The sequence below is a fragment of the Citrobacter sp. Ce104 genome, from assembly GCF_030334595.1.
GTDB classification, from domain to species: Bacteria; Pseudomonadota; Gammaproteobacteria; order Enterobacterales; family Enterobacteriaceae; genus Citrobacter; species Citrobacter europaeus.
This window is the reverse complement of sequence record NZ_JAOWDP010000068.1, coordinates 62,766-84,462: the sequence shown is the minus strand read 5'-3', so window position 1 is coordinate 84,462 and position 21,697 is coordinate 62,766. Positions and strand designations below refer to the sequence as shown.

Here is a 21,697-nt window from a genome sequence, read left to right as displayed (position 1 = left end):
GGGATCTTCATTCGTCAGATAGTGAAAACAGCCCAACATCTTAGAGCAAAGTGGCGCTGTCATAAATAAGCAAAAAGCCCCGCTGATAAATCAGACAAGGCTTTAGTGGCAGATACCCCGCAAAGGGGTTGCCGGATAGCATTACAAGACCTTATCCGGCTTACAAAAATTAACGCGGAAGAACGTCGTCAGGCAAATTGTAAAGCTGCGCCAGCGTATACACTTTATCGTTAACGCCAGCGAGCGAAACGCTGTTCCCCTGCTGCTTGCCCTGGTTAATCAGGTGCAGCAGTAATGCCAGACCACCGGTGTCCACCCGGGATACCTGGTTCAGGTCGATGCAGGATACCCCTTTCATCGCCTCAACTCGCGCATCCCATAATGGGTTTAACACGTCCTGATCCAGTTCTCCCACCAGCACCAGCTTGTCGCCTTCACGCGTCCAGGTGAGTGACTGCGTCATTATTTTTTCTCTTCCAGGGTGATTTTCTGCTGAGAAATAGATTTCAGCTGTGCCGTCAGGCCATCAATACCTTTCGTACGCAGCAGGTCGCTCCACTCATTCTGTTTAGTGGTGATCATACTTACGCCTTCGGCAATCATGTCATACGCCTGCCAGTTACCGGTCTGGGAGTTTTTACGCCACTGGAAATCCAGACGTACCGGAGGACGACCGTTTGGATCGATGATGGTTACGCGGATAGGCACGATGGTCGCATCACCCAGCGGCTGCTCAGGGGCAATCTGATAGGTCTGCCCGTGGTACATCGCCAGCGCCTGACCGTAAGCCTGCTTCAGATATTCACGGAAGGCAGCGAAATAGGCGTCACGCTGAGCCGGTGTCGCATCTTTGTAGTAACGGCCGAGCACCAGCGCACCGGCATACTTAACCTGCACATAAGGCAGCAGTTCCTGATCGACCACCTGACGCAGATAATCCGGATTGGAACGGATTTTGGGTTGCTCGTTCTTCAGACGGTCAAAGGTCTTCTGCGCCGCCTCATTCATCAGTTTGTACGGGTTCGTCTGGTCGGCTGCGGTTGCCGCGCTAAGTGGGGCAATCACCAGCATAGCCACCATCATCAATCGTTTAAACATACGTCGATTCTCCTGAGATTATTTCGTTGCGCCCGCAGGCGTAGTGGCTTCATTATTGCCTTCCGTTGCGGCTGGCGCATCGCCAGAATTCTTATTGTCATCACCTTTACTGTTGCTGTTGTAAAGGAACTGACCAATCATGTCTTCCAGCACCATCGCGGATTTCGTGTCCTGAATCGTACCGCCATCTTTGAGGATAGACGTTCCCAGCTCAGGATCTTCAAAACCCACATTCAGCGCCAGATACTGTTCGCCCAGCAGACCGGACGTACGGATGCTCAGAGAACTGGTGTCAGGAATATGGTTAAAACGCGATTCGATTTCCAGCGTCACGCGCGGCAGGTACGTTTTCGGATCTAACGAGATGTCCGATACGCGTCCAACTACCACCCCGCCAATCCGCACCGGAGAACGCTCTCTCAGGCCACCGATATTATCAAAGGTCGCATAAATCGTATAAGTCGGCTCAGTACGCATTGAGGTAACGTTCGCCGCCTTCAGGCAGACAAACAGCGCAGCCAGCAGCGCAACCAGCAGGAATAACCCGACCCAAATTTCATTTTTTTTCGTTTGCATGAACTCAATTCCCAAACATCAGTGCGGTCAGCACAAAATCCAGCCCCAGAACGGCAAGAGAGGCGTGCACTACGGTGCGTGTCGTTGCCCGGCTAATCCCGGCAGAGGTCGGGATCGCATCATAACCATTGAACAATGCAATCCAGGTGACCGTAATGGCGAACACCACGCTCTTAATCAGACAGTTGACCAGATCCAGACGCCAGTCGACGGCATTTTGCATCGCCGACCAGAAAAAGCCGGCATCAATACCTTTCCAGCTTACGCCAACCAGCGAACCACCCCAGATCCCCACCGCAACGAATATAATCGTCAGCAGCGGCAAAGAAATGACACCGGCCCAAAAACGCGGGGAGATAACCCGGCGCAGAGGATCGACGGCCATCATTTCCAGGCTGGAAAGCTGTTCGGTCGCCCGCATCAAGCCAATCTCTGCGGTTAAGGCCGACCCCGCCCGCCCGGCAAACAGCAGCGCCGCAACAACCGGTCCTAGCTCACGTAACAATGACAGTGCCACCAGCATACCGAGGCTGGTTTCCGCGCTGTAGGTCGTCAGCACCAGGTATCCCTGCAACCCCAGCACCATACCGATGAACACGCCAGAAACAATAATGATCAGCATCGATAAGACACCGACATTATAGAGCTGGCGTATCAGCAGCGGCGCATGTTTGCGAAACTCCGGCTTGCCGACAACCGCATTGAACAACATTAATCCGGCTCGCCCGAACGTCCTGAGGGTTTTTATTCCCCGATGCCCGAGTGATGCCAGCGCATTTAACAACATGGGTGGCTTAACTCCCTGTTTTGAGTAAATCGATGTGGTAGTCGCCCGCCGGATAACGGAACGGAACCGGCCCATCGGCAATACCATCGAGGAACTGACGCACTCGCGGATCGGCATTTTCTTGCAGCGCCTGAGCACTACCGTAGGCCACTATTTTTTTATCCGCCATAATATAGGCGTAATCCGCAATACTCAGCACCTCTGGCACGTCATGGGAAACTACCACGCAGGTGACGCCCAGCGCGCTGTTCAGTTCTGAAATCAGCTTTACCAGCACGCCCATGGTGATGGGATCCTGGCCGACGAACGGTTCATCAAACATGATGAGGTCTGGCTCCAGCGCGATAGCACGAGCTAACGCGGCGCGACGCGCCATCCCACCGGATAATTCAGAAGGCATTAATTTAGCCGCGCCCCGCAGGCCCACGGCCTCAAGCTTCATCATTACCGTGCTTTTCAGTAGCGGCGCAGGCAGCGTTGTATGCTCACGCAACGGGTATGCGACGTTGTCAAACACGTTCATGTCGGTAAACAGCGCACCGGACTGAAACAGCATGCTCATGCGCTTACGCACGGTAAATAAACGCGAACGGGACATGGCGGGGACGTTTTCGCCGTCAAACAGGATCTCGCCCTTATCCGGGGAGATTTGTCCGCCAATCAGACGCAACAGCGTTGTCTTGCCAATGCCTGATGGCCCCATGATCGCCGTTACCTTACCTCGCGGCACCGTCAGGGAAATATTATCAAAGATGCAGCGGTCGCCTCGGGAAAAGCTGACATCGCGCATATCGACTAGATTCGCCACAGACTGACCCATTGATTCATCCTTTACTATTGCCTCGTTAATCGAAGAGTTTGGCGCTCAATTTAGCCCTGAACCCAACATATTTACAGATTATTGCCTGTCCTGGTTAGCGAAAGCTGGCATTTGTTTTACTTTTTAGCCGCATAAAGTCAAAATTAAGAATTCGTTACGGCTTCCAGAAATCCTTCAAGTGGACCGGCGAGTATACCTGAAGAAAGGACTTTAGATGCTTTTAGCGACGGCGCTGTTAATAATTGGTTTACTTCTGGTGGTCTACGGTGCCGACCGTCTGGTGTTCGCCGCATCCATTTTATGTCGAAACTTCGGTATTCCCCCCATTATCATCGGGATGACCGTGGTCAGCATGGGGACATCGTTACCCGAGATAATTGTCTCGGTTGCCGCATCAATAAATGGACAACTCGATTTAGCCGTCGGTACCGCCATCGGCTCTAACATTACCAACATCCTGCTTATTTTAGGCCTGTCGGCGCTGATTCATCCTTTTACCGTGCATTCTGATGTTCTGCGTCGTGAATTACCGCTAATGTTGCTGGTAAGTATTTTAGCCGCATCTGTCCTGTATGACGGGCAGTTGAGCCGCAGCGATGGATTCTTTCTTCTGCTTCTGGCCGTGCTATGGCTGCTATTCATTGTTAAAATCGCCCGCCTGGCCGAGCGACAAGGCAACGACAGCCTGACCCGCGAGCAGATTGCGGAGTTACCGCGCGAAGGCGGGTTACCGGTCGCATTTTTGTGGTTGGGCATTGCGCTGATTATTATGCCAATGGCAACGCGTATGGTGGTAGATAACGCAACCGTACTGGCGAACTACTTCGCCATGAGCGAACTCACCATCGGGCTAACGGTGGTCGCCATTGGTACCAGCCTGCCGGAGCTGGCAACGGCGATTGCGGGTCTGCGTAAAGGTGAGAACGATATTGCCGTCGGTAACATCATCGGCGCGAACATTTTTAATATTGTTATCGTCCTCGGGCTACCGGCGCTAATTACGCCGGGTGAAGTCAACCCGATGGCCTTCACCCGTGACTATAGCGTCATGCTGCTGGTGAGCGTAATTTTTGCACTACTCTGCTGGCGACGCCCGCGCCAAATTGGTCGCGGCGCGGGTGCGCTACTGACCGGCGGTTTTATCATATGGCTGGCGATGTTGTATTGGTTATCGCCACTTCTCGTTGGATAACTGGAAACGCATTATGTCGCACTTAGAGTTGCAACCGGGTTTTGACTTTCAGCAAGCAGGCAAGGAAGTCCTGGCAATTGAACGTGAAGGCCTGGCGGAGCTTGATCAGTACATCAACCAAAATTTTACTCTCGCATGCGAAAAAATATTCAGCTGCCCGGGCAAAGTCGTGGTGATGGGGATGGGGAAATCAGGACATATAGGACGGAAGATGGCGGCCACATTTGCCAGCACCGGTACCCCCTCATTTTTCGTACATCCTGGCGAAGCCGCACATGGCGATCTGGGTATGGTCTCGCCGCAGGATGTGGTTATCGCCATCTCTAACTCCGGTGAATCCAATGAGATAGCAGCGTTGATCCCGGTATTAAAACGTCTTCATGTACCGCTTATCTGCATGACCGGTCGTCCGGAAAGCAGCATGGCGCGTGCGGCAGATGTGCATCTGTGTGTTAAAGTGCCCAAGGAAGCTTGTCCGTTAGGCCTGGCGCCGACCAGCAGCACAACCGCCACGCTGGTAATGGGCGATGCGCTTGCCGTGGCATTATTAAAAGCGCGTGGTTTTACCGCGGAAGATTTTGCATTATCTCATCCCGGCGGCGCACTGGGCCGTAAGCTTTTGCTGCGCGTTAACGATATTATGCATACGGGAGATGAGATCCCGCATGTGACTAAAAGCGCCAGCCTGCGTGACGCCTTACTTGAGATCACGCGTAAAAATCTCGGCATGACCGTCATTTGCGATGATGCCATGAAGATTGACGGTATTTTCACCGATGGCGATTTACGTCGCGTTTTCGATATGGGCGTTGATGTACGCCAGTTAGGCATTGCCGATGTGATGACCCCTGGAGGCATTCGCGTGCGTCCGGGTATTCTTGCCGTCGATGCCCTGAACTTAATGCAGTCCCGCCATATCACTTCGGTAATGGTTGCTGATGGCGACCAGTTACTCGGTGTGTTACATATGCATGATCTGCTGCGTGCAGGTGTAGTGTAAGAAACTCAAGGATAACGAAAATGAGTAAAGCAGGTGCGTCGCTTGCGACCTGTTATGGACCCGTCAGCGCAGACGTTATCACCCGGGCAGAGAACATCCGTTTGCTGATCCTGGATGTGGATGGCGTACTGTCTGATGGTCTGATTTATATGGGCAACAACGGTGAAGAGCTGAAGGCTTTTAACGTCCGCGATGGTTACGGAATTCGCTGTGCGCTCACTTCCGGTATCGAGGTTGCCATTATTACCGGACGAAAGGCTAAACTTGTAGAAGATCGCTGTGCCACATTGGGGATCACGCATTTGTATCAGGGGCAGTCAGACAAACTGGTCGCCTTTAACGATCTCCTTAGCAAACTGGCAGTCGCGCCTGAAAATGTCGCGTACGTTGGTGATGACCTGATCGACTGGCCGGTGATGGCGCAAGTGGGATTAAGCGTGGCGGTGGCGGATGCGCATCCTCTGCTGATCCCACGCGCCGATTACGTTACCCGCATCGATGGGGGACGTGGCGCGGTGCGTGAAGTCTGCGATTTATTACTCCTGGCGCAGGGCAAACTGGACGAGGCCAAAGGGCAATCGATATGAGCAAAACCAGACGTTGGGTTATCATTCTACTGTCGCTGGCTGTCCTTGTGATGATTGGTATTAATCTGGCTGACAAAGACGACGCCGCTCAGGTCGTCGTCAATAACAACGAGCCAACCTATAAGAGCGAACATACTGATACCGTTGTGTATAGTCCGGAAGGCGCACTGAGCTATCACTTGATCGCGCAAAACGTTGAATATTATTCGGAACAAGCGGTTTCGTGGTTTACTCAACCAGTATTAACCACGTTTGATAAAGATAAAGTACCGACCTGGACGATCAAGGCTGATAAAGCCAAATTGACCAACGATCGGATGCTGTATTTGTACGGCCATGTTGAGGTCAACGCCCTGGTGCCCGACTCTCAACTACGCAGAATTACCACCGATAACGCGCAGATTAACCTGGTGACACAAGATGTCACTTCCGATGATCTCGTCACGTTATATGGCACAACATTTAACTCCAGCGGACTGAAGATGCGCGGCAACTTACGCAGCAAGAACGCCGAGCTGATTGAAAAGGTTAGAACCTCATATGAAATCCAAAACAAACAAACTCAGCCTTAATCTTGTGCTTGCCAGCTCACTTCTGGCCGCCAGCATCCCGGCACTGGCCGTTACCGGCGATACCGAGCAGCCGATTCACATTGAGTCGGACCAGCAGTCCCTGGATATGCAGGGCAACGTGGTGACGTTTACTGGTAACGTGATTGTGACTCAGGGCACCATTAAAATTAACGCCGATAAAGTCGTCGTAACCCGCCCTGGCGGTGAAGACGGTAAAGAAGTGATTGATGGTTACGGTGATCCCGCCACCTTTTACCAGATGCAGGACAACGGTAAGCCGGTGAAAGGCCGCGCCTCACACATGCACTATGAACTGGCGAAAGACTTCGTCGTTCTTACCGGTAAGGCTTACCTGGAACAGCTCGATAGCAACATCACGGGCGATAAGATCACCTATCTGGTAAAAGAGCAGAAAATGCAGGCCTTCAGCGATAAAGGCAAACGCGTCACCACCGTTCTGGTTCCGTCGCAGTTGCAGGACAAAAACAAGGCTCCGGCAGAGAAAAAAGGTAACTGATTCGTTATGGCAACATTAACTGCAAAGAACCTTGCAAAAGCCTATAAGGGCCGCCGTGTAGTGGAAGATGTCAGTCTGACCGTCAACTCCGGGGAGATTGTCGGTTTGCTCGGTCCTAACGGTGCGGGTAAGACAACGACCTTTTACATGGTAGTCGGCATTGTCCCGCGCGATGCGGGCAACATTATCATTGATGACGAAGACATCAGCCTGCTGCCTCTGCATGCGCGCGCGCGTCGCGGCATCGGCTATTTGCCGCAGGAAGCGTCTATTTTCCGTCGCCTGAGCGTGTTTGATAACCTGATGGCGGTGCTGCAAATTCGCGACGATCTGACCAGCGAGCAGCGCGAAGATCGCGCTAACGAGCTGATGGAAGAATTCCACATCGAACACCTGCGCGACAGCTTAGGTCAGTCGCTCTCCGGTGGTGAACGACGCCGCGTGGAGATCGCCCGGGCACTGGCGGCTAATCCGAAATTTATCCTGCTGGATGAACCGTTTGCCGGTGTTGACCCGATTTCCGTTATTGATATCAAACGGATCATCGAACACCTGCGCGACAGCGGGCTTGGGGTGCTGATTACCGACCATAACGTTCGCGAAACGCTGGCAGTGTGTGAGCGCGCCTATATCGTGAGTCAGGGCCACCTGATCGCGCACGGCACGCCAACAGAAATACTGCAGGATGAGCACGTTAAGCGCGTATACCTTGGGGAAGACTTCAGACTCTGATAGGGTAGAAGACTTCACGTCACCGCAGGAGAGAACAACTCTGAACATGAAGCAAGGTTTGCAACTCAGGCTTAGCCAACAACTGGCGATGACGCCTCAGCTACAACAGGCTATCCGTCTGTTGCAGCTGTCCACGCTGGAACTTCAGCAAGAACTTCAGCAAGCGCTGGAAAGTAACCCACTGCTCGAGCAAACCGATCTTCACGACGAAATTGATACCCAGGAAAAACAGGACAGCGAATCCCTCGACACCGCAGATGCTCTCGAACAAAAAGAGATGCCAGAGGAACTACCGCTTGACGCCAGTTGGGATGAAATTTACACCGCCGGTACGCCTTCTGGCACCAGCGGAGATTACATCGACGACGAACTGCCTGTGTACCAGGGTGAGACCACGCAATCGCTGCAGGATTACCTGATGTGGCAAGTGGAGCTGACCCCGTTCTCGGATACCGATCGCGCCATTGCGACATCCATCGTTGATGCGGTAGACGAAACCGGTTATCTCACCGTAACCCTGGACGATATTCTCGAAAGCATGGGCGATGACGACGTCGGTATGGACGAAATCGAAGCCGTGCTTAAACGCGTTCAGCGTTTTGATCCCGTGGGTGTAGCGGCCAAAGATCTCCGCGACTGCTTACTGATTCAACTTTCACAGTTTGATAAAGCCACGCCGTGGCTGGAAGAAGCGCGCCTGATCATCAGCGATCATCTCGATCTGTTAGCCAATCATGACTTCCGCACGCTGATGCGCGTGACCCGGCTGAAAGAAGATGTGCTGAAAGAAGCCGTCAACCTCATCCAGTCGCTCGATCCCCGCCCAGGACAGTCGATCCAAACCGGCGAACCGGAATACGTCATCCCGGATGTGCTGGTGCGTAAGCATAACGATCGCTGGGTGGTCGAACTCAACGGCGACAGTATTCCACGGCTGCAGATTAACCAGCATTACGCCGCCATGTGCAACAGCGCGCGCAACGATGCTGACAGCCAGTTTATTCGTAGCAATCTGCAGGATGCGAAGTGGCTGATTAAAAGCCTGGAAAGTCGCAATGATACGCTGCTGCGCGTCAGTCGCTGCATCGTTGAACAGCAGCAAGCCTTCTTTGAGCAAGGCGAAGAGTTTATGAAACCGATGGTGCTGGCGGATATCGCCCAGGCCGTCGAGATGCACGAATCGACCATTTCCCGAGTGACCACGCAAAAGTATCTGCACAGTCCGCGCGGCATTTTTGAATTGAAGTATTTCTTTTCCAGTCACGTTAACACTGAAGGCGGAGGCGAAGCCTCGTCCACAGCTATCCGTGCGCTGGTGAAGAAATTAATTGCTGCGGAAAACCCCGCGAAACCGCTGAGTGACAGCAAGTTAACCTCTATGCTGTCAGAACAGGGTATCATGGTGGCACGCCGCACCGTTGCGAAGTACCGAGAGTCTTTATCCATTCCGCCGTCTAACCAGCGCAAACAGCTGGTCTGACCCAACCGATAAGGAAGACACTATGCAGCTCAACATCACTGGAAACAACGTCGAAATCACGGAAGCCCTGCGCGATTTTGTGAATACAAAATTCGCCAAGCTTGAACAATATTTCGACCGAATTAATCAGGTCTATATTGTGTTGAAAGTGGAGAAGGTTACACATATCTCGGACGCAACACTGCATGTGAACGGTGGCGAAATTCATGCCAGCGCGGAAGGTCAGGATATGTACGCCGCCATTGACGGTTTAATTGATAAACTGGCTCGGCAGTTAACAAAACATAAAGATAAACTGAAACAGCACTAACTTGTCCGGGCAGTTAGCGGGTGCAGGACGGCCTGTTGTGTAGCACAACAGGCCATTTGTACAGTTAGCGCTTAGGTGAAATTATGACAAATAACGATACGACTCTACAACTGAGCAATGTTCTTAACCAGGAATGTACACGCGCGGCCGTTCACTGCCAAAGCAAAAAACGCGCACTGGAAATCATCAGTGAACTGGCGGCAAAACAGCTCAGCTTGCCCTCTCAGGTGGTATTTGAAGCCATTCTGACGCGTGAAAAAATGGGCAGTACCGGCATCGGTAATGGTATTGCTATTCCGCACGGAAAGCTGGAAGAAGACACGATGCGCGCGGTTGGCGTGTTTGTGCAACTTGAAACGCCTATTGCTTTCGACGCCATTGATAATCAACCCGTCGATCTGCTTTTTGCTCTACTGGTTCCGGCAGACCAAACCAAGACGCATTTGCATACGTTGTCACTGGTCGCCAAACGTCTGGCAGATAAAACCATCTGCCGCCGCCTGCGCGCCGCACAGAGTGACCAGGAGTTGTATCAAATCATCACGGACACCGAAGGTGGACAGGATGAGGCATAACAACCCAATGGCATCCTTTTTTGTCGTTGTGAGGAGAAACAGTACATGGTACTGATGATCGTCAGCGGTCGTTCGGGGTCAGGTAAATCTGTCGCCCTGCGTGCGCTGGAAGATATGGGTTTTTACTGCGTGGATAACCTTCCCGTAGTGCTGTTGCCCGATCTGGCTCGTACTCTGGCCGATCGCCAGATTTCTGCGGCCGTCAGCATTGATGTGCGCAACATGCCTGAGTCCCCGGAAATTTTCGAGCAGGCGATGAACAACCTGCCTGAAGGCTTCTCACCGCAGTTGCTGTTCCTTGACGCCGATCGCAACACCCTGATTCGCCGCTACAGCGACACCCGTCGCCTGCATCCGCTTTCCAGCAAGAACTTATCTCTGGAAAGTGCTATCGATAAGGAAAGCGATTTGCTGGAGCCCCTGCGCTCTCGTGCTGACCTGATCGTTGATACCTCCGAAATGTCCGTGCACGAACTGGCGGAAATGTTACGTACCCGACTGCTGGGCAAGCGTGAACGCGAATTGACGATGGTATTCGAATCCTTTGGTTTCAAACACGGTATCCCGATTGACGCGGATTACGTCTTTGACGTGCGCTTCCTGCCTAACCCGCACTGGGATCCGAAGCTGCGCCCGATGACCGGTCTTGACCGCCCCGTCGCTGCCTTCCTCGACAGGCACACAGAAGTTCACAATTTTATCTACCAGACTCGCAGTTATCTTGAGCTATGGTTACCCATGCTGGAAACCAACAACCGCAGCTACCTCACCGTAGCCATCGGCTGTACCGGCGGGAAGCACCGTTCGGTGTATATTGCAGAGCAGCTGGCAGACTACTTCCGCTCACGCGGTAAAAACGTGCAGTCACGCCATCGCACGCTGGAAAAACGTAAATCATGACCGTGAAGCAAACCGTTGAAATCACGAATAAGCTGGGTATGCATGCCCGCCCAGCCATGAAACTGTTTGAATTGATGCAGGGCTTCGAAGCAGAAGTGTTGCTGCGTAATGATGAAGGAACGGAAGCTGAGGCCAACAGCGTTATCGCTCTGCTGATGCTGGATTCCGCCAAAGGGCGTCAGATAGAAGTTGAAGCCACGGGTCCACAGGAAGTTGAAGCCCTGGCAGCGGTAATTGCCCTGTTTAACTCAGGCTTTGACGAAGATTAATCGAGTACACAGAACGTAGCCAGTGGGCCGGATAAGGCGTTTACGCCGCATCCGGCAATAACTCCGCTAATACAGCTTATGTTCCCGCATAAACGACTCACCGCCTAACTGGCGCATTTGGCGCATAATCCACGCCTGACGACTACGTACATAACCAGAAGGCGCATCCGCCTTAAAACGCATAGGATTGGGTAACACCGCCGCCAGTAAGGCCGCTTCAGACAAACTCAGCCGGCTGGCTGGCTTATGGAAATAGTGCTGCGCAGCGGCCTCCACGCCAAAAATTCCATCGCCAAACTCCGCAACGTTCAGATAGACGGTCAGAATACGTTTCTTGCTCCAGACAGTTTCCATACCCAGCGTCAGCCCAGCTTCAAGGCCCTTACGCACCCAGCTACGTCCATCCCACAGAAAGAGGTTTTTCGCCGTCTGTTGCGATAACGTCGACGCCCCGCGAATACGGTTCTCATTACGTTCGTTGTGCGCCAGCGCTTTCTCTATGGCGGAGACATCAAATCCCCAGTGCTCGGGAAACTTCTGGTCCTCTGCGGCAATCACCGCCAGCCCCATCCACACAGAGATCTCATCCATGCTCACCCAGTCCGAGTGCGCCACATAACCGAAATCACCAGACAGCCATGCACCCAGTTGCCGCTCGACCATTACCGCCGAGAACGGCACCGGCATCACGCTGAAAAGTGCGATGCCCCCGCCCCAGAATACAGCGAGGACAACGACCGTCCGCAGAAAGATACGCCGCAGAAAAGCGGTAACGCCTTTTCTCATTCAGCCAGCACCAGTACACGCGATACCAGTTTATCGATACCACTCGCAGCCTGAGCGATATCCTGCGCCAGCATATAGGCAGGCGTAGTGACAATTTTGTTGTCTTCATCGACGACAATGTCATCAACCGGACAAGGCACATGCTCAGCGCCCATCTCTTCCAGCACCTCTGCCGTATCGATATCAGTACCGATGGTCAGACGCAGCGGAAAATCAAAAATTTTAGGTAACATGGCGGGCGCAATGCACATAAATCCCAGTGGCTTACCCGCCTGATGCATAGCCAGCGCCAGCGCAGCTAAATCACTGTCAACCCGGCATTCACTGCCCTGACTGGCAAAATTGCTCAGATTTTTAGCCGCGCCAAACCCGCCAGGCACTATCAACGCGTCCAGTTCCGTTGAGACTGCCTGAGCCAGCGGGCGAATCTCGCCGCGTGTAATACGTGCGGCTTCAATCAGCACATTACGCGTTTCCTGCATCGGCTCGCCGGTCAGATGATTAATCACATCCGCTTGTTGTTTATCCGGTGCGAAACAGACAGCCTGAGCGCCGTTGCGGGCAATGGCCAGAAGCGTGAGAACCGTTTCATGGATCTCTGCGCCGTCATACACGCCGCATCCGCTGAGCACTACACCCACTTTTTTCATCGCGATACTCCTTTTCTAAGCTGGCTGAAACATATTAGTTATTATGATTTAAATGCTACGCTTCACACATTTAACTGATTCATGTAACAAATTATTTAAGATTTGCTATCTTAACTGCGTGCGGCCTGAAAATTAGGGCTGCGCCCTTGTAAATAATGATAATAATTTACGGCGCAGCCACGATTTCCCTGGTGTTGGCGCAGTATTCGCGCACCCCGGTTAAGCCGGGGTCATTTTTTTTCCACGCTCGCCACCCAGGCCTTCAATACCGCCACATCGTGCTGCCACTCCTGCTTCATCTCTTCAATCCATTCAGCAACATTATCTTCCCAGGCAGGAAGATCCGGCGACTGGATCTGCTGGCCTAACTGTTGCAGGTGGCGCAGCCCAACAGAACCTGCCGCGCCTTTAATTTTATGGCCTTCCTCAACAACGCCTTTTTTGTCCCGAGCGGTCAGATTTGACTCCAGCACGCTCAAATATCCCGGCATCATCTTCTCAAACACCGCCAGCCCGTCGGTAATTAACTTCGGTCCCACCAGCTCGAGGTATTGTTCCAACATAGGAATATCTAACAGCGCTTGCGATTTACTGCTCTCTTCAGATGTCACAGTGCTCTCCTCTTTGTTTCGGGTATCCCAGTATTTTTTAATCATGGCGGTTAACGCTGGAACCGACAGCGGCTTACTCAGCACGTCGTCCATTCCCGCGTCCAGATACTCTTTTTTATCTTTCAGGACGTTGGCGGTAAGCGCAACCAGCGGCGGCAGGTCCTCACGGGCATATTTTTGCGTCAGCTCGCGCGAGATATCCAGGCCGGTCATATCCGGTAGCTGAATATCCAGCAGCACCAGGTCATATTCGCCCGGCGTGAACATTTCCAGCGCGGCTTTCCCGGTCATGGCGACATCCACGCTGTTGCCCAGTTTTTCCAGCACTGAACGTGCGACAATAACGTTCAGTTCAATGTCTTCCACCAGCAGCACATTCAGGGCGGGCAGCGGCATGTCATCGTCTTCAAAAGCGTCTTCAATCTCTTCCGCTACCGCAAGCGCATGCACGGTCAGCGTAAAAATGGAACCTTTGCCAGCCTGGCTTGAGACCGTAATATCACCGCCCATGTTTTTCGCCAGACGCTTCGATACGGCCAGCCCAATCCCGGTTCCCGTTGCCGGTTTGCCGCCGTTGCTGTCCTTAACCTGATAATACATGGCAAAGATTTTATCCTGCTCATCCTGCGGAATGCCGATCCCGGAATCTTCAACCTCGAAATGCAGCATGTTCCCCTGGTCATAGCGCGCACGCACGGTCACCTGCCCCTGCTGGGTAAATTTCACGGCGTTGCTGATAAGATTCCACAGAATCTGGCGCAAACGCGTGCCGTCGGTAATGACCTTATGCGGCAGCGGCAACGTTGGTTCAAGCACAAAACGCAGCCCTTTTTGCTGCGCCTGCAGGCCAGAGAGGTTTTCCAGATCCGCCATAAAACTGGTGAAATCAACAGGCTGGTTATCGAGCTGGACTTTACGTCGCTCCATTTTATCCATATCGATAATATCGTTGAAAATATTCCCCAGCGTCACGGCAGAGACGTGGATAGTTTTCAGGTATTTTTCCTGCTCAGCGGTCAGGTCCGTATCCAACAAGATCCGGCTTAAGCCGACAATACCGTTAAGCGGGGTGCGCAGCTCGTGACTGATAGTTGAAATGAAGGTGGTCTTATCGCGGCTGGCGCGCTCAAGCGCGTCCTGATAACGCTTACGCTCGGTAATATCACGCCCAAAGCCCATCAGGCCATGTCGCTTACCTACGCGGTCATAGTAAGGCACCTTGCGAATTTCAAAGCAGGCTTTGCGTCCGTCCGGGTAGTCCAGCCACTGTTCGTAGGTGAGCGAAACGTTATGACGGAATACCTTCTCGTCGGTTTCAATAACCTTTTCAGCCGCCTCAGGGGAGTAAACATCAGCAGGTTTTAAATTCACCAATTGCTTTTCGCTTTTGCCGGTCAGCAGCTCCATGGCGCGGTTACAGCCGGAAAATTCTTTATCTTCATTACGATAAAAAACCAGATCCGGCGAGGCATCGAGGAAAGAGCGTAAGAAGGAAGACTGTTGCTCAAGCTGGATCTGCGCTTCCTCACGCTCTTTAATTTCGACCTTCAGCTGCTCGAACGTTTCCTGGCGCTCCGCTTCGGCTTTTTCGCGCTCAACAATTTCCTGATTGAGCTGGGCAATATTGTCTTTCAACTGCACATTGAGCTTGAGATCGCGCTCGCGCATCTCTTCCAGCTTTTGTACCAGTCGTGACAGGCGCTGCCGGGACTCTTCCAGTTGCTCCACCACCACTGACAGGAAATAGACGGCCCAGGGAGTAATTAACAGACCAAAAAAGATAGAGCGGATAACATCAATGCTTTCTACCTGGCCATGCAGCACCATGGTGACAGCCATCTGCACCACAATTGCCAACACGACCAGAGCCAGCGCCAATAGCAGCGAAAAGCGCACCAGACCCAACTTCATCATCAGGTCGACGTAATATTGCGCCAGCATACGGATTTGCTTCATAGAGAGTTCCTTCACGACAACTTGGCACAATAATACTCAATTCTCGGCGTGACGTTGAAGATTGTGCAAGAAATGCGGAGGTTATCGGTGAAATGACCGGGGAGTGGTTCATCGTAGGCCTGATAAGCGAAGCGCCATCAGGCAAGCAGACGCAGATTGCCGGATGCCGGATTTGCCTTATCCGGCGTCCGACCTACAGAAGATTAGCTCTCCGGCTGCACCCACGGCGTACCCAGCGCCGAGCCTTGCACGCCATGCTCGTTAAGGTATTTGTCCAGTTCGACCATCCCGGTCCAACGGTTTTCGCACCAGAGCGGCGCCAACAGCGTTGGGCGGCGCGCGCTGGCAGAAATGCGATGATAAATCACCTCTGGCGGCGTATGGCGGATCATCTCCCCGGCGGTAACCGTATAGTCGTCCAGCTCAATTCCGTTCAGTCGCCCGGCCTCCCAGGCTTTCGCCATCGTACTGCCTTTCACAATATGCAGCGGATGCAGCTTAATACCGTCAACGCCCGTCTCCACCACACGCTCCATGGTTTGCAGACATTCCGCCTGCCCCTCTCCCGGCAGACCAACAATCAAGTGTGAGCAGACCTTCAGCCCGCGCTCGCGCGCCAGCCGCGTGGTGTTCTGGTAGCAAGCGAAATCATGGCCGCGATTAATGCGGTGCAGGGTTTTGTCATGCGCAGTTTGCAGACCGAGCTCCAGCCAAACCTCATAGCCGAGGTCTTTATACTCGCAAAGCAGGTCGAGTACCGCATCCGGCACGCAGTCGGGACGTGTGCCAACGCATAACCCGACAATGTTGGCCTGGCTGATCGCCTGTTGATACATCGAACGCAGTACCTGCACTTCAGCAAAGGTGCTGGTATAGGCCTGGAAATAGGCCAAATAGCGTTTCGCGCGATTGACCAGATGTGCCTGATGCTCAAGCTGCTCAGCAATGGAATGGTGCTGCTGCGCTTCATCAGCAAATGAGGCCACATTACAGAAAGTGCATCCGCCGCGACCGATGGTGCCATCGCGATTTGGACAGCTAAAACCGCCGTGTAGCGTGAGTTTATGAACCTTTTGCCCATAACGGCGAGAAAGATCCCCACCAAACATATTGACTAATTTCTGTAACTGCATAATCTGGTAGACCGCGCCTTGAAAAGAGGCCAAAGCCTGCCATTTTTTACCCCAGTCGGCGATGACCTGGATCAATCGCCCTGGCGAGCCTTTATTTATTGCATAACAAATCAAAATAATCGGAATTTCATTCACTCGAAATATAATTACTTTTCCTTATATCCGGCAGTTTTTTTTATCTTCTTATACTCTCAGCGTAAAAACAGTATCTTTAAGACGCCAAAACTTTAAAAACCAGCATAAAATGCCAAGCATCTCGATAAACAAAGGCAGGACGAGAGATATCCGGCCTTTCTGACAGTGAGACAGATCACACTTCCCAGGGCATTCCCCTCAGGTTAAATCAATGTAAAAAACCCTTTTATTTCAATAAATTCATAAATTTAATTACCCCATAGCACATTTTTGCATAAATAAGATTGCCATTTGACCTGTGTGTGGATTCCCGATAACTTGGAAATCCGCTGGAAGCTTTCTGGATGAGCAGTCTGCTCATCATATTTATGCAGTAATTGAGATTCCCTCTGAAGCAAGTCCTCAAACTTGTTTGACCTGTGCGAAAAGGATAAAGAGGGCGAATGCGAGGTAAGCGTATGACACGCAAACCCCGTCGCCATGCTCTTGGTGTGCCCGTGCGCAACGGTCCAGATGGGAATCCCGCAGAGCCTGGGGAGGTTCACTGATATGTTGTACGATAAATCCCTTGAGAGGGATAACTGTGGTTTCGGCCTGATCGCCCACATAGAAGGCGAACCTAGCCACAAGGTAGTGCGTACCGCCATACACGCACTGGCCCGTATGCAGCACCGTGGCGCAATTCTTGCCGATGGAAAAACCGGCGATGGTTGCGGCCTGCTGTTACAAAAACCGGACCGCTTTTTCCGCATCGTGGCGCAAGAGCGAGGCTGGCGTTTAGCCAAAAACTACGCCGTCGGCATGATCTTTTTAAATAAAGACGCTGAGCTGGCCGCGGCTTCTCGTCGCATTGTTGAAGAAGAATTACAGCAGGAGACCCTGTCGATTGTCGGCTGGCGTGACGTGCCGACCAACGAAGGTGTTCTCGGTGAAATTGCGCTCTCCTCCCTGCCTCGTATCGAGCAAATTTTTGTCAACGCCCCTGCGGGCTGGCGCCCGCGTGATATGGAACGCCGCCTGTTCATCGCGCGCCGTCGTATTGAAAAACGTCTCCAGGAAGATAAAGACTTTTACGTCTGTAGCTTGTCGAACCTGGTCAATATCTATAAAGGTCTGTGTATGCCGGCGGATCTGCCGCGCTTTTACCTGGACCTCGCGGACCTGCGTCTGGAATCGGCCATCTGCCTGTTCCACCAGCGTTTCTCCACTAACACCGTACCACGTTGGCCGCTGGCGCAGCCGTTCCGCTACCTGGCGCACAACGGTGAAATCAACACCATCACCGGCAACCGCCAGTGGGCACGCGCACGTACCTATAAATTCCAGACGCCTTTGATCCCGGATCTGCACGACGCTGCGCCGTTCGTTAACGAAACCGGCTCCGACTCAAGTTCAATGGATAACATGCTGGAACTGCTGCTGGCAGGCGGGATGGACATCATCCGTGCCATGCGCTTACTGGTGCCGCCGGCCTGGCAGAACAACCCGGATATGGATCCGGAGCTGCGCGCATTCTTTGACTTTAACTCCATGCACATGGAGCCGTGGGATGGCCCGGCTGGCATCGTCATGTCCGACGGTCGCTTTGCCGCCTGTAACCTCGACCGAAACGGCCTGCGTCCGGCGCGCTACGTCATCACCAAAGACAAGCTGATTACCTGCGCTTCTGAAGTTGGGATCTGGGATTATCAACCGGATGAAGTGGTTGAGAAAGGCCGTGTCGGCCCTGGCGAGCTGATGGTTATCGATACCCGCAGCGGGCGCATTCTGCACTCTGCCGAAACCGATGACGATTTGAAAAGTCGTCATCCGTACAAAGAGTGGATGGAGAAGAACGTCCGCCGTCTGGTGCCGTTCGAAGATCTGGCTGACGATCAGGTCGGCAGCCGTGAACTGGACGATGACACCCTCGCCAGCTACCAAAAACAGTTTAACTACAGCGCCGAAGAGCTGGATTCCGTAATCCGCGTGCTCGGCGAAAATGGTCAGGAAGCGGTCGGTTCAATGGGTGATGATACCCCGTTTGCCGTGCTCTCCAGCCAGCCGCGCATCATTTATGACTACTTCCGCCAGCAGTTCGCGCAGGTGACTAACCCGCCGATCGACCCGCTGCGTGAAGCGCACGTTATGTCGCTGGCCACCAGCATCGGTCGTGAGATGAATGTCTTCTGCGAAGCCGAAGGCCAGGCACACCGCCTGAGCTTTAAATCGCCGATCCTGCTGTACTCCGATTTCACCCAGCTGACGACCATGAAAGAGGAGCATTATCGCGCCGATCGACTGGATATTACCTTTGACGTGACCGAAACCACGCTCGAAGAGACCGTCAAAGCCCTGTGTGATAAAGCCGAACAGATGGTGCGTAACGGCACCGTACTGCTGGTGCTCTCTGACCGTAACATCGCCAAAAACCGCCTGCCGGTTCCGGCGCCGATGGCCGTGGGCGCAGTGCAAACGCGTCTGGTTGAACAAAGCCTGCGTTGCGATGCCAACATCATCGTTGAAACCGCCAGTGCCCGCGACCCGCACCATTTTGCCGTCCTGCTCGGCTTTGGCGCGACGGCCATTTATCCGTATCTCGCGTATGAAACGCTGGGACGGTTGATCGACACTCAGGCGATTGCCAAAGATTACCGGACTGTGATGCTGAACTACCGTAACGGCATCAACAAAGGTCTGTACAAAATCATGTCCAAGATGGGCATCTCGACCATCGCCTCTTACCGCTGCTCGAAGCTGTTTGAAGCCGTTGGTCTGCATGATGATGTCGTTGCGCTGTGTTTCCAGGGCGTGGTCAGCCGCATCAGCGGCGCAGGGTTTACCGACTTCCAGCAGGATCTGCTGAATCTTTCCAAACATGCATGGCTGGCGCGTAAACCCATCAGCCAGGGCGGTTTGCTGAAATACGTCCACGGGGGCGAATACCACGCCTACAATCCGGACGTGGTACGCACGCTGCAACAGGCGGTACAAAGCGGTGAATACAGCGACTATCAGGAATATGCCCGGCTGGTCAATGAGCGTCCAGCGGCCACGCTGCGCGATCTGCTGGCGATTACGCCTGGCGATGAAGCCGTAAGCATTAACGAAGTCGAACCTGCAACCGAACTGTTTAAACGCTTTGATACCGCAGCCATGTCCATCGGCGCATTAAGCCCGGAAGCACACGAAGCGCTGGCCGAAGCTATGAACAGCATCGGCGGTAACTCGAACTCCGGTGAAGGCGGCGAAGACCCGGCGCGCTACGGCACTAACAAGGTGTCGCGGATTAAGCAGGTTGCTTCTGGTCGCTTTGGCGTAACCCCGGCGTATCTGGTCAACGCCGATGTTATTCAGATTAAAGTCGCTCAGGGCGCGAAGCCTGGCGAAGGCGGTCAGTTACCAGGTGATAAAGTCACCCCGTACATCGCCAAACTGCGCTATTCGGTGCCGGGGGTGACGCTGATCTCCCCGCCGCCGCACCACGATATCTACTCTATCGAGGACTTAGCGCAGCTGATTTTCGACCTCAAACAGGTCAACCCGAAAGCGATGATCTCGGTGAAGCTAGTTTCCGAACCGGGCGTTGGCACCATCGCCACTGGCGTGGCGAAAGCCTATGCGGACCTTATCACCATTGCTGGCTACGACGGCGGCACCGGCGCAAGCCCGCTCTCCTCCGTGAAATATGCGGGCTGCCCGTGGGAACTGGGTCTGGTGGAAACCCAGCAGGCGCTGGTGGCTAACGGCCTGCGTCACAAGATTCGTCTGCAGGTCGATGGCGGTCTGAAAACCGGCGTCGATATCATTAAAGCGGCGATTCTGGGTGCGGAAAGCTTCGGTTTCGGCACCGGTCCGATGGTGGCGTTGGGCTGTAAATACCTGCGTATTTGCCACCTGAACAACTGTGCAACCGGCGTGGCGACTCAGGACGACAAACTGCGTAAGAACCACTATCACGGCCTACCGTTCAAAGTGACCAACTACTTTGAATTTATCGCCCGCGAAGTGCGCGAGCTGATGGCCGAGCTGGGCGTGAAACGTCTGGTGGATCTTATTGGTCGTACCGACCTGCTCAAAGAGCTGGAAGGATTTACCGCCAAACAGCAGAAGCTGGAGCTGTATCGTCTGCTGGAAACCGCTGAACCACATCCGGGTAAAGCGCTGCATTGCACCGAGAACAACCCGCCGTTTGATAACGGCGTACTGAACGCCCAACTGTTACAGCAGGCGAAACCGTATGTCGACGAGCGCCAGAGTAAAACCTTCTGGTTCGATATCCGCAACACCGACCGTTCAGTTGGCGCGTCGCTGTCGGGCTATATCGCTCAAACGCATGGCGATCAGGGGCTGGCATCTGACCCGATCAAAGCGCACTTCAGCGGTACCGCAGGCCAGAGCTTCGGCGTGTGGAACGCAGGCGGCGTGGAGCTGTATCTGACCGGCGATGCCAACGACTATGTCGGTAAAGGCATGGCGGGCGGCCTGCTGGCAGTGCGTCCTCCGGTTGGCTCCGCTTTCCGTAGCCATGAGGCGAGCATCATTGGTAACACCTGTCTGTACGGCGCCACCGGTGGCCGCCTGTTTGCCGCGGGTCGTGCGGGTGAGCGTTTTGCAGTACGTAACTCCGGGGCTATCACCGTGGTTGAAGGTATTGGCGACAACGGCTGCGAATATATGACCGGCGGCATCGTCTGTATTCTCGGCAAAACGGGCGTCAACTTCGGGGCCGGTATGACGGGCGGATTCGCCTACGTGCTCGACGAAGACGGTGAATTCCGCAAACGCGTGAACCCGGAACTGGTAGAAGTGCTGAGCGTGGACTCGCTGGCTATCCACGAGGAACACCTGCGCGGTCTGATTACCGAGCACGTCCAGCATACCGGCTCTTCACACGGCGAAGAGATCCTGGCTAACTGGCCAGCATTCTCTGCGAAATTCGCGCTGGTAAAACCAAAATCCAGTGATGTGAAAGCACTGTTGGGTCACCGTAGTCGTAGCGCAGCAGAGCTGCGTGTGCAGGCGCAGTAAG

General features: G+C 53.4%; 21 protein-coding genes. 12 read left to right on the top strand and 9 right to left on the bottom strand.

Features of this window, described 5'->3' with window-relative positions; all coding sequences use genetic code 11:
- Positions 1 to 169: 169 nt before the first annotated feature.
- Genes mlaB through mlaF form a run of 5 tightly spaced genes read right to left on the bottom strand, consistent with a single transcriptional unit; the run spans position 170 to position 3,281 of the window.
- Positions 170 to 463, bottom strand: a complete 294-nt coding sequence (gene mlaB, locus OGW16_RS18900; protein WP_005121315.1) for a lipid asymmetry maintenance protein MlaB — start codon at positions 461 to 463, stop codon at positions 170 to 172.
- A complete protein-coding gene (gene mlaC, locus OGW16_RS18895) occupies positions 463 to 1,098 on the bottom strand; it encodes a phospholipid-binding protein MlaC (RefSeq protein ID WP_043017796.1) in 636 nt (211 codons plus the stop codon). The genes mlaB and mlaC overlap by 1 nt, the downstream gene beginning before the upstream one ends.
- 18 nt (positions 1,099 to 1,116) lie before the next feature.
- Positions 1,117 to 1,674, bottom strand: a complete 558-nt coding sequence (gene mlaD, locus OGW16_RS18890) for an outer membrane lipid asymmetry maintenance protein MlaD (protein ID WP_003025050.1) — start codon at positions 1,672 to 1,674, stop codon at positions 1,117 to 1,119.
- 4 nt (positions 1,675 to 1,678) lie between these two features.
- Positions 1,679 to 2,461, bottom strand: coding sequence for a lipid asymmetry maintenance ABC transporter permease subunit MlaE (gene mlaE / locus OGW16_RS18885; RefSeq protein ID WP_003025053.1), 783 nt, complete (start codon positions 2,459 to 2,461; stop codon positions 1,679 to 1,681).
- Positions 2,462 to 2,468: 7 nt separating this feature from the next.
- Complete coding sequence (gene mlaF / locus OGW16_RS18880; RefSeq protein ID WP_006687865.1) at positions 2,469 to 3,281, bottom strand: phospholipid ABC transporter ATP-binding protein MlaF; 813 nt, start codon at positions 3,279 to 3,281, stop codon at positions 2,469 to 2,471.
- A 214-nt stretch (positions 3,282 to 3,495) separates the two neighbouring features.
- Between mlaF and OGW16_RS18875 the strand changes: the two genes are divergently transcribed.
- From OGW16_RS18875 to npr, 11 genes are all read left to right on the top strand, one after another.
- Positions 3,496 to 4,473, top strand: coding sequence for a calcium/sodium antiporter (locus OGW16_RS18875; protein WP_043017797.1), 978 nt, complete (start codon positions 3,496 to 3,498; stop codon positions 4,471 to 4,473).
- A 13-nt stretch (positions 4,474 to 4,486) separates the two neighbouring features.
- Entirely contained in the window at positions 4,487 to 5,473 is a 987-nt protein-coding gene (gene kdsD / locus OGW16_RS18870; RefSeq protein WP_043017798.1) for an arabinose-5-phosphate isomerase KdsD, read from the top strand.
- A 20-nt stretch (positions 5,474 to 5,493) separates the two neighbouring features.
- Complete coding sequence (kdsC, locus tag OGW16_RS18865) at positions 5,494 to 6,060, top strand: 3-deoxy-manno-octulosonate-8-phosphatase KdsC (protein ID WP_047408330.1); 567 nt, start codon at positions 5,494 to 5,496, stop codon at positions 6,058 to 6,060.
- Positions 6,057 to 6,632 carry an LPS export ABC transporter periplasmic protein LptC gene (gene lptC, locus OGW16_RS18860; protein WP_043017800.1) on the top strand — a complete coding sequence of 192 codons (576 nt, stop codon included), beginning with the start codon at positions 6,057 to 6,059 and terminating at the stop codon, positions 6,630 to 6,632. Before kdsC ends, lptC begins: the two co-directional genes overlap by 4 nt.
- Complete coding sequence (lptA, locus tag OGW16_RS18855; protein ID WP_032945118.1) at positions 6,601 to 7,149, top strand: lipopolysaccharide ABC transporter substrate-binding protein LptA; 549 nt, start codon at positions 6,601 to 6,603, stop codon at positions 7,147 to 7,149. Before lptC ends, lptA begins: the two co-directional genes overlap by 32 nt.
- A gap of 6 nt (positions 7,150 to 7,155) precedes the next feature.
- On the top strand, positions 7,156 to 7,881 hold the full coding sequence (gene lptB, locus OGW16_RS18850) for an LPS export ABC transporter ATP-binding protein (RefSeq protein WP_003828761.1): 726 nt from the start codon (positions 7,156 to 7,158) through the stop codon (positions 7,879 to 7,881).
- 46 nt (positions 7,882 to 7,927) lie between these two features.
- Positions 7,928 to 9,361: an RNA polymerase factor sigma-54 gene (gene rpoN, locus OGW16_RS18845; protein ID WP_043017801.1), complete on the top strand. Its 1,434-nt coding sequence runs from the start codon at positions 7,928 to 7,930 to the stop codon at positions 9,359 to 9,361.
- A 22-nt stretch (positions 9,362 to 9,383) separates the two neighbouring features.
- Positions 9,384 to 9,671 carry a ribosome hibernation promoting factor gene (gene hpf / locus OGW16_RS18840; RefSeq protein WP_003025078.1) on the top strand — a complete coding sequence of 96 codons (288 nt, stop codon included), beginning with the start codon at positions 9,384 to 9,386 and terminating at the stop codon, positions 9,669 to 9,671.
- Positions 9,672 to 9,754: 83 nt separating this feature from the next.
- Positions 9,755 to 10,246 carry a PTS IIA-like nitrogen regulatory protein PtsN gene (gene ptsN, locus OGW16_RS18835; RefSeq protein ID WP_006687857.1) on the top strand — a complete coding sequence of 164 codons (492 nt, stop codon included), beginning with the start codon at positions 9,755 to 9,757 and terminating at the stop codon, positions 10,244 to 10,246.
- Between the two features lie 45 nt (positions 10,247 to 10,291).
- Positions 10,292 to 11,146, top strand: a complete 855-nt coding sequence (rapZ, locus tag OGW16_RS18830; RefSeq protein ID WP_003025085.1) for an RNase adapter RapZ — start codon at positions 10,292 to 10,294, stop codon at positions 11,144 to 11,146.
- Positions 11,143 to 11,415, top strand: a complete 273-nt coding sequence (npr, locus tag OGW16_RS18825; protein WP_003828770.1) for a PTS phosphocarrier protein NPr — start codon at positions 11,143 to 11,145, stop codon at positions 11,413 to 11,415. Before rapZ ends, npr begins: the two co-directional genes overlap by 4 nt.
- A gap of 66 nt (positions 11,416 to 11,481) precedes the next feature.
- Here the strand turns inward: npr and mtgA are convergent, their stop codons facing one another.
- From mtgA to mnmL, 4 genes are all read right to left on the bottom strand, one after another.
- Complete coding sequence (gene mtgA / locus OGW16_RS18820; protein ID WP_286518691.1) at positions 11,482 to 12,201, bottom strand: monofunctional biosynthetic peptidoglycan transglycosylase; 720 nt, start codon at positions 12,199 to 12,201, stop codon at positions 11,482 to 11,484.
- Positions 12,198 to 12,851 (bottom strand): isoprenoid biosynthesis glyoxalase ElbB, encoded by a 654-nt coding sequence (gene elbB, locus OGW16_RS18815; protein ID WP_043017803.1) that lies wholly within the window; start codon positions 12,849 to 12,851, stop codon positions 12,198 to 12,200. The genes mtgA and elbB overlap by 4 nt, the downstream gene beginning before the upstream one ends.
- A 230-nt stretch (positions 12,852 to 13,081) precedes the next feature.
- Positions 13,082 to 15,418, bottom strand: a complete 2,337-nt coding sequence (gene arcB, locus OGW16_RS18810) for an aerobic respiration two-component sensor histidine kinase ArcB (protein ID WP_286518690.1) — start codon at positions 15,416 to 15,418, stop codon at positions 13,082 to 13,084.
- Between the two features lie 203 nt (positions 15,419 to 15,621).
- The gene (gene mnmL / locus OGW16_RS18805; RefSeq protein WP_100194892.1) at positions 15,622 to 16,551 is read right to left on the bottom strand and encodes a tRNA modification radical SAM protein MnmL/YtqA; all 930 of its coding nucleotides are present in this window, start codon (positions 16,549 to 16,551) and stop codon (positions 15,622 to 15,624) included.
- Between the two features lie 684 nt (positions 16,552 to 17,235).
- Here mnmL and gltB point away from each other — a divergent pair.
- Entirely contained in the window at positions 17,236 to 21,696 is a 4,461-nt protein-coding gene (gene gltB, locus OGW16_RS18800) for a glutamate synthase large subunit (protein WP_123915741.1), read from the top strand.
- The last annotated feature ends 1 nt before the right edge of the window (position 21,697 follow it).